The sequence below is a fragment of the Dehalococcoidales bacterium genome (genome assembly GCA_030698765.1).
In the GTDB taxonomy this organism is placed as follows: Bacteria; Chloroflexota; Dehalococcoidia; order Dehalococcoidales; family UBA2162; genus JAUYMF01.
The window spans coordinates 1-12,863 of sequence record JAUYMF010000124.1; the positions used below are offsets into that span (position 1 = coordinate 1).

Sequence of the window (12,863 nt, forward strand, 5' to 3'; positions counted from 1 at the left end):
TCAAGGAAGTTGCTGTCATTCCAGCGAAGGCTGGAATCCAGGGGATAGACATGGATTCCGGATCAAGCCTGTCCTGGCGACAGGCCAGGGTCCGGAATGACAGAACTGTAAAGACATTTGTAATACACTACACTAGTGTGATGCAGCGCAGAAATGACCAAACAGATTTCCTTGCCCCTTGCGGGAGAGGATAAAGATGGAGAGGAGGTAATCTCATCTTCACCCTCATCCCTTCGGCTTCGCTCAGGGCAGGCTCTGACCTTCTCCCGTCAGGGAAGAGGAGACTGGAATTACACAGGTATTTGCGCAACCAAGTACCAGACGGTAAAACCACGGATTAGAGCATGGCATGAGAGGGAGATGTCCTTGCTCAAAGCTATCTGTCCTGACATCATCACTATGTCAGCCAGCCCAAATTTTCCCCCTCAGCCCCCGGTTATGTCCACAGTATGAAGTACATATGCGAACCGAGGGCAAAATTTACCAGCCACAAGCTGAACGCCAGCCGCATCGGGAACTGGAGACGCCGCCGCACCCTCATGATACCTGCCTGGGCCAGGTTAACAAAAATCCATATGACAACAATGCCAAGTCCCAAAGCGCCATGAAAAACCATTTCAATATAAAGCCAGGTCACGGGTACCCCGCCGGTCGTGTATGACAGGAAAGAAGGCACCATTACCACAGCTGCCGCCGCAATTTGGACAGGTACCATAATCCTCATCACCATGCAATGTCTGGCTAACTTCCTGTTGCGGGCCAGGTAAGCGGCGAAAAACAGCGCTCCTACCAGCGCTATCTGAAGGATGAAATTCATCAAGACAAGCGTACGGATATCCATATTCCCTCCTCTCTTATCTTTCGACCAGACTTTTTCCAGATTATACACTGAAAACACGGACCTTCCAAGGGATTGATACCCCTATTCTGCAAATACGTATAACAACGTATGGAGAAATAGGTATTGATACTTATTGACAAACTGTATTTGACAAATAAAGGGAGTTAGCCTACCATAGGCAAATACGTATAACAACGTATGGAGAAATAGGTATTGATACTTATTGACAAATCACGCTGCAGCAGTCAACGCTGGCTATCCCGGTGTAATCTTTATCTGCTGGCCGCATTTATTGCCTTTGCCCTGATACTTCTGGCGCTATCTCCTTTAATGATACAAAAACTGTTTTTCGTTATGCCCCGCCCCTCCCCTGAATTTGATTGTGACGATAGCGCCCTCCTCATGATGGAGCGTCTCTCCTCTCTGGGAATACGCAGTACGCCGATACTGGGAAATCTGAAGATGACCGGCGAAAGTTACCAGGAGACGGACCATATCTGGCTGCTGGTGGAAATAGCCGGGCTGCGTATCCCTTTTGACTGGGGTCAACCGCACTTTGACCGTCAGCATTATGAAGGCTTTACGCAGACTTACCAGCAGCTGCTGGCGTTTGTGGAACAGGATAAGATTTCCCCGTCAATACCGGTAAGCCCATCGGACCGCTAGAGACACCAGTCCGCATGTCTCTCCTTATCCCCGCCATGATTAGGTATCCGCCTGCCCTGATAGTAGGTAAGTCTACTGATGGTCTCCTTACCCGATTGTTTGATATCGTATCAATGCATTATTCTGTGGGAGCGCCAGACAGAGCGAAAATAAAAGCGATGAAAAAATTAGAGGTCATGGGTCTGACATCACTGCCCGAGATTAACCCCGGGGACCGGATGGCGAAGATAATAGTAAAGAGCGCCACTGATGAGGCGGGTGGTATCAGAGACAAAGACATCATCGTGGTGACGGAGAAGGTGCTGTCGAAGGCCGCCGGCAGGGTAGTCTCTCTGGACGGGGTCAGGCCCGGGAAAGAGGCCCTCGCTATCTCAAAAAAGACCGGAGAGCCGGCAGCCCTGTTACAGCTTATTCTGGAAAACCCGGAGCAGCGCATAATCGCCGTTGTTCCGGTGCTGGAACTGGCTCGCAAATATCGCCCCGCCTTTATCAACGAGGAAACAATGAGCATTCTGCACACGTCACCAGCGATACTGCTCACCATGGACCGTCAGGGGAGGATATATAATGAGGCTGGCATAGATACCTCCAACCACCCGGAGGGTGTGGCCAGTCTCGCGTTGGAAGACCCGGATAGTGCCGCCCGTGAACTCCGCCAGGAGATAAAGGAGATGACGGGCAAGGAAATAGCGGTATTAATCGCCGATACACTCCCCGTAATCCCTTTCGGAAGCCTTGATATTCCGATGGGGTCCTCCGGAATAGAACCGGTCAGCCAAAAATTCGGCCGGAAGGACCGCTTCGGCAAGCCGAAGTTCGGCGGGGTAGATAACATCGCTTTCGAGCTGACAGCGGCGGCGGCGCTGCTGCTGGGACAGAGTGATGAGGGAATACCGGTGGCTATCATCAGGGGTCTGGACTACCCGGCGAGTGAGGTCGACAACATCCGTAAGATGCTGGTCCCCTTACCCCGCTTAATGGAAATGCTCAGAGTCACCCTGAAAGCAACCGCCGGCATCAGCGGCTTTAAAAGACGGCTTGCCTTAAAGCTGCTCCGCTGGTCTCTCTAGCCACAAATAGCGGCGATTTAGGCGGGTAAAAGTGAGTTAAGAGTCGCTTCTGCCTTTCTCTCACTATGGCCTAAATGTAATGTTTTTGTAACTTTTTACCCCCCTTATTTTATGACTTGTTGATGGTCTGTAATCTACACTTCTTATTGTTAGTTCGGACATTTTTCGTTGAGGGAATACATAAGATGTTAAATATCATGCTGGCCGATGACCATGAAATGGTACGAAAGGGAATCCGGTCATTGATAGAGAGTGAGCCGGATTTTCGTGTTGTCGCGGAAGCCGCTAACGGGATTGAAACCCTCAGGCTGGCGGAGGAAATTAGACCGGACACCCTGGTGCTTGACCTGAACATACCGGAGATTGGCGGGCTTGACCTTATCCAGCAGTTGAAGAGCAAGCTGCCGAGTATCAGGATTGTCATTCTATCGATGTACAGTAATGAGGTCTACGTAACGGAAGCCCTGAGGCTCGGCGCCGAAGCCTACGTTCTCAAAGAAGCCGCCCCTGCCGAGTTGGTCGCCGCCATTCGTGAAGTTTCCGCGGGCCGGTACTTCCTGTGCAATGCGCTGGCCCAGAGCGCCTTCAAAGTATACTCGAGCAAACCCCAGACTGAGGAAAAGACGGAAGACCCCTTCAAGCGCCTGACTGCCAGGGAGCTCCAGATTCTGCAACTGATAATTGAGAAGGGTTTGACCAATGCCCAGATTGCCGAACAGCTATTCATCAGCCGGCGCACAGTAGAGATTCACCGGGCCAATATTATGAAGAAGCTTGCCTTCAAGTCCTACTCTGACCTGGTTCGCCTGGCTGTGTTGCGGGGGTTACTGCCGAGCGAGAAGAGTGCCAAACTAATTAAGCAATGACGCGCCACAAGGATATTTGATATAACCTTCTCGGTCATAGCTGATTTGCTACCTGTGGTGACCTCAATTTCAGCCAGCCGTGCAGTTGTTTTGAGTGCCCGGTTTATGACCGGTAATCCCCGGAGCAGGGCATGGCGAACTGATATTACCGCATGAATGGCAGCGCCAAGTAGCGAGGCGCCTCGAAAATCCATAGCCCGGTACTGCGGTCGCTGCCCAGAATGTACTTTTTCCCATCGGGATGCTTGAAGAGATAGACGCCCCACATGTCCGAGCCATCTACGTCATCGACAAAGTGGGCTATTTCTCGCGGTTCCCGGGGATTTCTGAAATCGACCACACGAATGCCATCGGCATACCATGAGATGTAGGCGCGGCGCCCGTCCACGATAACATTATGCATGGTATGGTCTCCGGGAGGTGCGGGCTGGGCGGTTACGTTGTCGGTGGCAAACTGCCCCAGTTCCACAATATTAGCCGGGTCAGCAACGTCCATAACACGCCCGTATCCCCAGCCGTCAAACTGAAGCCGCGCCGTCACACGCTGGCCGGGCGTGCCGGGGGGTGGCAACGGAGTGTCAGCCGGGGAGGCGAGGGATATTCCCAGCATGGCAAAAGCGGTAAAGCGGGAGACGAACAGCGCCGGTATTGTACCCTTTTCCGGGTCTCCGGCAGCAAAGACGGTCTGGCCAGCGTCTCCAACAGGCTCAAAGATGATAGCCCCGTCATAGCCTGCCGAAGCGAGGTTAGCTATCTGCCGGTCAAGTGGGCATAGCCCTTGCTCGATAAGGGCGATGAACCCCCCTTCCATCCCCGCCATCCGTGGCGGCTCGGGAATATCCTCAGGGTTGCAGACCTGACCGGCATATACCGTCTGCCCGCTCAAAGTCTGGTCATCCAGTTCCCCTAATCGCCTGGTGAAACCGCCTTCCACGGCACGATATTCTCCGGCAAAATCGCCGGTATCGACGGTAAACATGGTGCGTGTCGTTGAAAAATCTTCATCCCCCATAAATAGCAGCTTCCCGTCAGCCGTGGGCACGGACACATGAGAGTTTCCCTCCGGGGGCTGGCCGCTGACGGGGTCAGGGTCAAGGTAATCACTGTTACCCAGAAACACCGGGGAGGCGGGGTCGGTAATATCGAGGAGGATCAGACCAGCATCCCAGTAGCTGAGATAGGCGATGGTCCTTCCGGCATAAGCGGGGAGGGGATGAGAAACAGGATAAGATTGCGCCCAGACATCGTGCAGCAAAGAAACAGGAACCTGCCCGAGAGCCGGCCGGGGGCCCGGAGCAAACCAGTCCTCCCGCCCCTGTGCCGTAACCTTTACCGGCCGGGAAGGGTCAGTAATATCCACGATAATAAAGTCCTGCGGTACCCCATCCTGAACTACCAGCACGTAGGCGCGTTCATCCTGCTGATAGATGAAAGTGTTGTGCACCTCAGCGTCCAGGGAAAAGTCCGGGGCCAGCCGTCCGGGAGAAAGCGGTTCACTGACATCATAGAGTATAATGCCCGGGCTGGAGGCGACTGCCTGGCCCCGCGTTTCGCCCCTGCAGAACTCCGTTGAGTGTACCAGCAGGTCGCCCTCAAAGAAAGGGGTCTCAATATGCCTGGTTTTGACATCGTTAACCCGGGTGCCCGTGGGTGCGGGGATAAAACCGGCTTGCCGGGGGTTGGCGGGTTCAGTAATGTCAATGACGTAGACTCCCGTGATGTTGTCACTGCAAAAGGGCTGGTCATAGCTGCCCAGATAGGCATAGCTCCGACCATCCCCTGTGGAGAGCGCCCAGACATCGGTAATATGGCCTTCTCCGGCGGCAACGTTCAGATGACCGACAACCTGTAACTCGCCATGATATCCCGAAAAAACGTCCGGGTCGAATTGCCACAATGCCAGAAATATAAGCACTGGTACCAGCGCCAGCCCCAAAACGACAAACCTTAGCGTTCGAGCGGAAATCCGACTCAACATGACCTGCCTACTTTCTTTGTTCGTGCCGGTACCGGGTGGTTTTCAGGGGCTATCATCCAGGGAGATCTGCTTCAGTATCAGGTCCTGAATCTTCACATCATCCACCTCTATCTTGCCGAAGACGCTGCTCTGCTTAATGATGAGTGTTTCAATAAACCCTGTACCGCTTTCAGGTCCGATAATACGGATGCGGTCAACCCTGAGCCCTGCCTCACGCGCCGTAAAACCCCGGCGGCCCAGCTCTATTTTTTCCCCTGTCCCGAATTTCTCCAGGCGCTGGTCCCGGCTTATCCCCAGAAGAAGGCTGCTGGCGGCGCCGCGCCCGGTACGCACCACGTTGACCACTCTCAAGTCAAGGTCAATTTCATCTTCCTCGGCGACCACCTTCTCTATGGTGACCCCCATAATATCCGCGTCTATTTTCAGTTCTTCAGCGTCCACCTCAATTAAAGCCAGTGTCCCGATGTTCAATTTTCCGGTGCCGCCGGACTCATGCCCCTTTATCTCCAGCAGGGGGCCGGTAAGGTTGCCGCTCCGGTCAATAACGAGCGTTTCTTCTATCAGTATCTCCTTAACCGGGTTGTTCTCGTCAATGAAGATTTCAATAGTATGATGCCCCGGAGATACCGAACCATCAGGGTTCTCGGGGATGCCGGTCTTTACCACCGCCTTGACCCAACGCTCTTCCCCGGGATCGAAGCGGTAGTAGGTGGTAATGTTCTCGGTACTCTGCCGGTTCTGTGCCCAGATAAACCCGGTGCCCCCCAGAACGGCAACCAGGACCAGGCTCAGCCCGAATACCGCCCAGAAAGTGGCTGACTTAAATATTGACCATTTCATATTAGCCTCCTGCTTAATCTCCGCCGACGGACGCCGGCGGGGGCATACCCGGGTTATTTACCGAGCTGTATGGTCTGGCCCGGTTGCAGCCTGATGACAGCCACCGGCGAACCGGCCAGAGATCTGATGGCTGATTCCATCTGGGCTATGGTGGTGTGACCTTCACCCGGCACTGCCCGTTGATGGTGAGCTATCACCCGCTTCAAATTTGGGTTGTCAATCGATAAAAGCCTGACCATCTGGGCCACGTCTACGGGGTCGCGGCCGCTGTTCAGGGGAAGGATTGCCAGGTCAGGCTTGAAGGTGGAACCCCAGAGCTGCATATCCATGGTGGCCGCGGTGCTGCCGGCAAAATAGATGGTATAACCTGTTTCCAGGGTAATGAAGAATCCGGCGGCGGGACCTCCGTAAGGGTTTTGCGCCGTCGGCGCGGGCAGCCCGGAGCCGTGCACGGAGTTGACCACCCTCACCGTAATGTTGCCCAGTTGATGCCAGTTCCCCGGATTAGAGCGGATGACCTGCTCCTGGGGCACGCCCTTCTCCATAAGCCATGACCCCAGCTCAAAACCCCCGGTAATCACCTTTGCCCCGGTCTTCTGCGCAATCTCAATAGTCTCACCCAGCTCATCACCGTGACCGTTGGGAACAAGGATATAGTCAGCCTCATTAACATCATCCAGCGTTACCGGAGAATCAGGATTGGTTACCCATGGGTTAATCAAGATTACCGTCCCGTCAGCGGAGACTATCTTGAAGTGTGACCAACCCAGCCACTGTAAAGTTGGCGCACCGGACTGGGTTTGGGCCAGCGCCGGTGAACTATCGGGCCAGAGCATACGTCCCGCCGCTCCCCCCACAGCCACCACCACCAGTATCAGTAAAGCAATGATCAACCTTTTTCTGTTCATTTCACTCTGAACCTCCTCCTCACCTGTTTGGATTCCTATTCATCGTATTATTATCATATGACACTGTTGCCGGCAGATTTAATCAGTACATGTACGTAATACGTAGTGAGGCGGTTACCTAACCGGCCCTCAACAGCCTTATCTGAACTCGGCGGTAGCCCTGCTGAAACTTGACACGCAGCCCGGCATATTGAATGATTAAAAAGCGGCCGTATTATGTACCCACCAACAACAGGATGAGAGGTTAAATATATGGCAGTACGGAGAATAGCATGGGTCATCCCGGCATTGCTGCTGTGGCTGCTTTTTCCGGCCGGACTGACACCCGCCCCGGTTCTGGCGCAGGTTGAGTCGAGCATCATCTATGTGGCCGCCACCAATACTATTGAGGTCAAGAGACCCGGGGCGGTGGTGACCCTCAGCGATATCGACGATGCATTACGGGACGAGAACCTGCTGGAACGGGCGGGGCAACGTGAGTGGCGGCTCAAGGCAAATTTAAAAATATTCGAACTGGTGCGGCTGGAGCTGCACGGAGATGATGCCGGTGGGGACGTTAACAGGCTGAAACTGAACAGCGGGCCCTCCGGATTCGTCAGTATAGAAAGTTCCAATGGCCAGATCAGCATCCGTAGCACCAGGATTACCTCATGGGATGAGGCCGCGGACACCTTTGACACTGATTTTCTAGATGGCAGCGGGCGCGCTTACATCTCGGCGAAAAACCGCACCTCGGTTTATACGGACAACCGGATGGATGTTATTGACAGCGAGATAGCTTACCTGGGTTTCTTTGAGGAGACTGCCTACGGCATATCCTGGAAGGTTATCTCAGAAGAAGGCGGGCCGAATCCGGGCATCCTGGGCAAGGGCATGACCGGCACCGTCACCGGCTCAAAGTTCCACCACAATTACTTTGGCCTCTATGTGTGGGGGGTAGGTGACATGGAAGTACGCAATAATGAGTTTTACGATAACTACGGCTATGGTTTCGATGCGCATACCGTCACCCAGCGCGTTACCGTAGAGAATAACTTTTCCCATGACAACGGACTGCACGGGATAATCTTTGCTGACCGCTGCACTGAAAACGTGGTACGGGGCAACCGGTCGGTGAACAACGAAGGTCACGGCATAATGCTGCATGAGCTGTCGGATGACAACACAATAGAAGACAACGAAGTCACCGGCAATAGTGACGGCGTGGCGTTATTTGAATCATCAAATAACGCGGTTACCGGCAACATCATCAGGGACAACGTAACCGGCATACGTATCTACGGGAGGGCCGCTGCTTCAGCGGATAATATTATCCGGGATAATGAAATCAGGGGGAACTCCAGCTACGGGGTCTTCATGTATGACGCGGCTACGGGCAACAGCTTCAGCAATAACCTTATCGTCGCCAATGGGGACAGCGGGGTCTACCTGAAGGCAGCTGATGACAATATTTTCGTTGATAACGAGATAAATGACAACGAGTACGGCATCCGGCTGGATTCCGCCGAAGAACGGAACCGCTCCACGGGAAACCAGTTCCGGGACAATACCATACAGGATAACCGCAACTATGGCGTATACAGCTATCCGCCGGAAGGCAGGAACAGATTTGAAGGTAACCTGTATTCAGGCAACGCTCTTGGTGATATCACCTATTTAACGCGCAACCCCCTGCTGGGCGGAGGCAGGCTGGGGATAATCCGGCTGGTACTGCTTGGCGCCATAATAGCAGTGGCGCTGACAACCGCGGTGATGTTTCTGCTCCGGTGGCGGCGCCAGCCTCCACCGACCCATGGCGCAGGTGGTTAACCCGCTTATACCCTGGGTGGCAGGAAGCTCTTGGGCGGAATCCTGGCCTCCCACTCCCTCGTCCCCCGGCCGATGGTGACATAGTCCCCCAGGATGCAGTTTTCCAGATAGCAGTCTTCCTGAATATCACAGTGGTAGCCAATGACACACGACTTCAGGTGCGACTGGCTACAGACACGTGCTCCCTCCCACAGGACAGACCCTTCTATGATGGTGTTCTCACCGATACTGCAACCGGGGCCAATAACGCTGGGCCCCCTTATTATAGCCCCGGCGGCGATATTACAGCCGCCGGCAATCATAACGGGCGGGTGAATCTCCGCCTTCGGGTCAATGTAGCTTTCGCCTTCATTAAAGATTTCGTTACCCCGCTGTATCAGCAGGTCCTGGTTGGCCTTCAGGTACTTCTGCGGGTCACCGATATCTATCCAGTAAGCCTCCGAGGGGAAGGCGAGAACGGGCGCCCCAATTTCGAGGAGCCTGGGGAAGAGGTCGGTCTCAAACATTGAGGCGGTAGCCGGCGGAACGTGCTGGAGGACATCCGGCTCCAGAATATAAATACCGGCATTAATCAGGTTGGTGGTCACCTTATCCCAGCTAGGCTTCTCCACGAAGCGCTTCACCATACCGTTCTTGTCCTGTTCCACGACGCCGTAGATAGTAGGGTTGTCAACCGGAGTTAAGGCGATGGTGGCCTTGGGCGAGACATCCTGATGACGGCGCATCATTTCGCCCAGGTCAATACCGGTCAGCATATCACCGTTAAAGACAAAGAAACGCTCATCAAGGAAAGCCTCCGCGTTCTTCACCGCCCCCGAGGTGCCCAGCGGCGTTTCCTCCACTGCGTAGTTGATGTTAACCCCAAGCTTTGAACCGTCCCCGAGACCTTCCTTGATAGCCTCGGGAAGGTAGTTAATCGCCAGAACAAAGTCGGTAACGCCATGCTTGGCCGCATTCAATATAACATGCTCCAGCAAAGGCCGGTTTAACACCGGCACCATGGGCTTGGGGGTGCCACAGGACAGAGGACGTAACCGCGTGCCCTGCCCACCGACCAGAATTACCGCTTTCATGTGCTCCTCCCCCGGGCAATACCAATCCGGATTTCAGCCTTTGCCGTATATCCTAATCTTAATTCTTAACGTATGGTACCGGCAATGTCAAGCTCCGATTATCGTTAAAATAGCTTCCCGCCAGCCTGGGTTTTCAGGTTAAGTACTGTCTTTATAGATATTAAGTAAGACTACCTATAGCTGGAGAAGTATGATGCTGATAGACTGGAAAGAGCATCATAATGCCCTGGAGAATATTGTGGGCACGAGAATCTATGGGACTGGAGGACATGTATGAGCAAGAGAATATTGATAGTGGGTTCCGGAGTGGTTGGCGAGGCGACGGGGACAGTCCTTGCGCAGCATGGGTTTGATATCTTTTTTACCGATGTCAGCGCCGGAGTGGTCAACCGGCTGCGCGAAAAGGGGTATCAGTCATTCGAGACCAGGGAGCTGGACCATGCCGACGTAGACATGTACATGCTGTCAGTACCTACCTATCCGCTGGACCTGTGCCATGACCAGGCTGAAGCCGAGAGACTTGAGAAATCAATGAGTCCTATCGAATGGTGTGATGTGGGCATTGACTTTACCAAATCAGCGGCGGCCACAATCGGTAAATGGCTGGCAGCCGCTGACCAGTACCAGGTGGTGGTTATCAGGAGCGCCGTCCTGCCCGGCACGACCGAAGATATGGTAATTCCTATTCTCCAGGAGCAATCAGGAAAGAGAGCCGGCGTTGACTTTGGCGTCTGCGTGAACCCTGAGTACCTCCGTGAGAGGGTAGCCATCCAGGACATCGCCAGCCCCTGGGTTAACGTTATCGGGGAACTGGACAAGAGGTCCGGCGACCCCTTGCAGGAGGTCTATGCCTGGTCGACGGCCCCGCTGTACCGGATTACCATAAAAGAAGCGGAGATGCAGAAGTTCATCCATAACCTTATCAATGCTACCAAGATTTCATTCTTCAATGAGATGAGGTTGATCTGCGAGCGTATCGGTGTGGATGCTGAAACGGTAATCCCAATCGTAGCTAGAAGCGCTGAGGCGCTGTGGAACCCTGAGTACGGCACCAAAGACTACGGGCCCTTCGGTGGAAAGTGCCTGCCCAAAGACACCGTTGCTTTCGTTGCCTGGGCACAGCGGAGTGGTTGGGAAGCCCGCATGGTAAAGGCGGCAATCGAAGTGAATGATATCTATGAGAAAAAACTTCAAGAACTCCCCGCGAGTATGTAATTGTAATATTATAATATAGAAAAGAGCCGCAAGCTGTGGAAGATATTACCTCGCTATTACTCTTCTATCTGCCGCTGGGCCTAGTCGGCCTCTGGCGGTGGGGAACCTGGATGACGAGGCGGGCTATTGGCTGGTTCTACCGCCGGGATAACCATAGCTATAGCGCCACCGTCTCGGTAGTGACCCCGGTCTATGCCGAAAAACCCGCGGTGTTCCGCATGGCGCTGGAATCATGGAAAGCCAATAATCCCGCCGAGATAATCGCTGTTATTGACCATACGGACAAGGATTGCATCCAGGAATTCCAGTCATTCAGCCAGGAGTTCGCCGGCGCCCGGCTTATTATCACCGAGAAGCCCGGGAAGAGGCCCGCCCTGGCTGATGGCATCAGGGCAGCCTCCGGGGAGATTGTCGCGCTGGTAGATAGTGATACGATATGGAGCACCTCTGTCCTGGAGGAAGGCCTGCGACCTTTCGCTGATCCGGCGGTAGGCGGGGTGGCGACCCGGCAGAATGTGCTCGACCCCCGGTCAATAGCCCAGAATATCTTCGATATTCAGCTTGACCTGCGTTTCTACGATGATATGATGCCGGCGGCGGTAATGGGGGACGCTTTTACCGTTCTGTCCGGAAGAACCGCCTTTTACCGCCGTCAGGCAGTGCTGCCTATGCTCGATGACCTGGTCAATGAAAAATTCTGGGGCAAACAGTGTATTGGCGGTGATGATAAACGGCTGACCTATCTCACCGAGGCAGCCGGCTGGAAGACCCGCTACCAGCATACCGCCCAGGTATATACGCCCGGTGCGCCTGATATAGCTACCCTGTTCAAACAGCGCACCCGCTGGGCAAGGAATACCTGGAGGGCAGACCTCAGGGCCATGTGGCAGGGATGGATCTGGAAGCATAAGTTTCTCTCCTTCATCCTGATAGACCGGATAATCTCCAATTTTACCCTGCTTCTGAGCCTGTCATACTTCTTCGTCTCTCTGTTCTTTCAGCTCTGGCTGCCCGCGGCCATCCTGGTGGCATGGTGGATGGTCAGCCGGGGGGTGCGCATATCACCAAATCTGCTCAGGCGCCCTTCAAATATAAGGTTAATACCCGTATACGTAGCTACCAACTTCGCCATGGCTATCGTCCGCATCTACGCCTTGCTCACGCTCAATCGCCAGGACTGGATGACACGCGGCGCCCGGAAACGCGCCGGTAACTTCGGGCTGGTACTGGCCCGGGTAGGCACGGCCTGCATCCTGGCCTTGCTCATGCTGGGAGTTTATTTCTACCGCTTCTGAGCGCAACCACTGACGGTTAGAAAAGGAATGACACCGCCTGGACGCCCTTGACGAGGTGTTAGAAAAATGACACCACTTTAGCTGTCCCGGCAACACCTTAACAATATCTGTCAGAGGTTGTCTGAAAATGTGATTGCAAGACCATTCCGCTATAGGCGGAAGGCTTCAGCCCAAGTTCAGCGTTCGACTGAGCTCATGCCGAAGTCCCGAGGGTGTCTGGCGGATACCCCTCACCTTAATCCTCTCCCGCAAGGGGCGAGGACACCAGTGAAGCCAATTGCGCAAGCACGCGCTAGTATCCT

The 12,863-nt window shown here is 54.0% G+C and carries 12 protein-coding genes; 7 read left to right on the forward strand and 5 right to left on the reverse strand.

The window, feature by feature from the left end; translation table 11 throughout:
- Positions 1-194 (forward strand): hypothetical protein (locus tag Q8Q07_06120; GenBank protein MDP3879862.1); only part of this gene is annotated, 194 nt, incomplete at its 5' end.
- Positions 195-436: 242 nt separating this feature from the next.
- Here Q8Q07_06120 and Q8Q07_06125 read toward each other — a convergent pair.
- The gene (locus Q8Q07_06125; GenBank protein MDP3879863.1) at positions 437-841 is read right to left on the reverse strand and encodes a hypothetical protein; all 405 of its coding nucleotides are present in this window, start codon (positions 839-841) and stop codon (positions 437-439) included.
- A 213-nt stretch (positions 842-1,054) separates the two neighbouring features.
- Between Q8Q07_06125 and Q8Q07_06130 the strand changes: the two genes are divergently transcribed.
- The 3 genes from Q8Q07_06130 (at position 1,055) to Q8Q07_06140 (ending at position 3,443) form a co-directional block, all read left to right on the forward strand.
- Positions 1,055-1,507: a hypothetical protein gene (locus Q8Q07_06130; protein ID MDP3879864.1), complete on the forward strand. Its 453-nt coding sequence runs from the start codon at positions 1,055-1,057 to the stop codon at positions 1,505-1,507.
- Between the two features lie 158 nt (positions 1,508-1,665).
- Positions 1,666-2,577, forward strand: a complete 912-nt coding sequence (locus Q8Q07_06135; GenBank protein MDP3879865.1) for a coenzyme F420-0:L-glutamate ligase — start codon at positions 1,666-1,668, stop codon at positions 2,575-2,577.
- A 185-nt stretch (positions 2,578-2,762) separates the two neighbouring features.
- Positions 2,763-3,443, forward strand: a complete 681-nt coding sequence (locus Q8Q07_06140; GenBank protein MDP3879866.1) for a response regulator transcription factor — start codon at positions 2,763-2,765, stop codon at positions 3,441-3,443.
- 145 nt (positions 3,444-3,588) lie between these two features.
- Here the strand turns inward: Q8Q07_06140 and Q8Q07_06145 are convergent, their stop codons facing one another.
- Genes Q8Q07_06145 through Q8Q07_06155 form a run of 3 tightly spaced genes read right to left on the reverse strand, consistent with a single transcriptional unit; the run spans position 3,589 to position 7,169 of the window.
- Positions 3,589-5,421 carry a hypothetical protein gene (locus tag Q8Q07_06145; GenBank protein MDP3879867.1) on the reverse strand — a complete coding sequence of 611 codons (1,833 nt, stop codon included), beginning with the start codon at positions 5,419-5,421 and terminating at the stop codon, positions 3,589-3,591.
- Between the two features lie 42 nt (positions 5,422-5,463).
- On the reverse strand, positions 5,464-6,261 hold the full coding sequence (locus Q8Q07_06150; protein MDP3879868.1) for a hypothetical protein: 798 nt from the start codon (positions 6,259-6,261) through the stop codon (positions 5,464-5,466).
- 53 nt (positions 6,262-6,314) lie between these two features.
- The gene (locus tag Q8Q07_06155) at positions 6,315-7,169 is read right to left on the reverse strand and encodes an MBL fold metallo-hydrolase (GenBank protein MDP3879869.1); all 855 of its coding nucleotides are present in this window, start codon (positions 7,167-7,169) and stop codon (positions 6,315-6,317) included.
- Positions 7,170-7,421: 252 nt separating this feature from the next.
- Between Q8Q07_06155 and Q8Q07_06160 the strand changes: the two genes are divergently transcribed.
- Positions 7,422-8,978: a right-handed parallel beta-helix repeat-containing protein gene (locus Q8Q07_06160; protein ID MDP3879870.1), complete on the forward strand. Its 1,557-nt coding sequence runs from the start codon at positions 7,422-7,424 to the stop codon at positions 8,976-8,978.
- A gap of 5 nt (positions 8,979-8,983) precedes the next feature.
- On the opposite strand, the gene Q8Q07_06165 is transcribed toward Q8Q07_06160, so the two are convergent.
- On the reverse strand, positions 8,984-10,051 hold the full coding sequence (locus tag Q8Q07_06165) for an NDP-sugar synthase (protein ID MDP3879871.1): 1,068 nt from the start codon (positions 10,049-10,051) through the stop codon (positions 8,984-8,986).
- 273 nt (positions 10,052-10,324) lie between these two features.
- Between Q8Q07_06165 and Q8Q07_06170 the strand changes: the two genes are divergently transcribed.
- Positions 10,325-11,266 (forward strand): hypothetical protein, encoded by a 942-nt coding sequence (locus tag Q8Q07_06170; GenBank protein MDP3879872.1) that lies wholly within the window; start codon positions 10,325-10,327, stop codon positions 11,264-11,266.
- Positions 11,267-11,301: 35 nt separating this feature from the next.
- Positions 11,302-12,561 carry a glycosyltransferase gene (locus tag Q8Q07_06175; GenBank protein ID MDP3879873.1) on the forward strand — a complete coding sequence of 420 codons (1,260 nt, stop codon included), beginning with the start codon at positions 11,302-11,304 and terminating at the stop codon, positions 12,559-12,561.
- The last annotated feature ends 302 nt before the right edge of the window (positions 12,562-12,863 follow it).

What these genes read in the sequence shown, in the direction of transcription:
- Q8Q07_06135 (MDP3879865.1), top strand. Translation starts at nt 1,666, where the DNA reads ATGAAAAAATTAGAGGTCATGGGTCTGACATCACTGCCCGAGATTAAC.
- Q8Q07_06160 (MDP3879870.1), top strand. Translation starts at nt 7,422, where the DNA reads ATGGCAGTACGGAGAATAGCATGGGTCATCCCGGCATTGCTGCTGTGG.
- Q8Q07_06125 (MDP3879863.1), bottom strand. Translation starts at nt 841, where the DNA reads ATGGATATCCGTACGCTTGTCTTGATGAATTTCATCCTTCAGATAGCG.
- Q8Q07_06170 (MDP3879872.1), top strand. Translation starts at nt 10,325, where the DNA reads ATGAGCAAGAGAATATTGATAGTGGGTTCCGGAGTGGTTGGCGAGGCG.
- Q8Q07_06155 (MDP3879869.1), bottom strand. Translation starts at nt 7,169, where the DNA reads ATGAACAGAAAAAGGTTGATCATTGCTTTACTGATACTGGTGGTGGTG.
- Q8Q07_06145 (MDP3879867.1), bottom strand. Translation starts at nt 5,421, where the DNA reads ATGTTGAGTCGGATTTCCGCTCGAACGCTAAGGTTTGTCGTTTTGGGG.
- Q8Q07_06140 (MDP3879866.1), top strand. Translation starts at nt 2,763, where the DNA reads ATGTTAAATATCATGCTGGCCGATGACCATGAAATGGTACGAAAGGGA.
- Q8Q07_06165 (MDP3879871.1), bottom strand. Translation starts at nt 10,051, where the DNA reads ATGAAAGCGGTAATTCTGGTCGGTGGGCAGGGCACGCGGTTACGTCCT.
- Q8Q07_06150 (MDP3879868.1), bottom strand. Translation starts at nt 6,261, where the DNA reads ATGAAATGGTCAATATTTAAGTCAGCCACTTTCTGGGCGGTATTCGGG.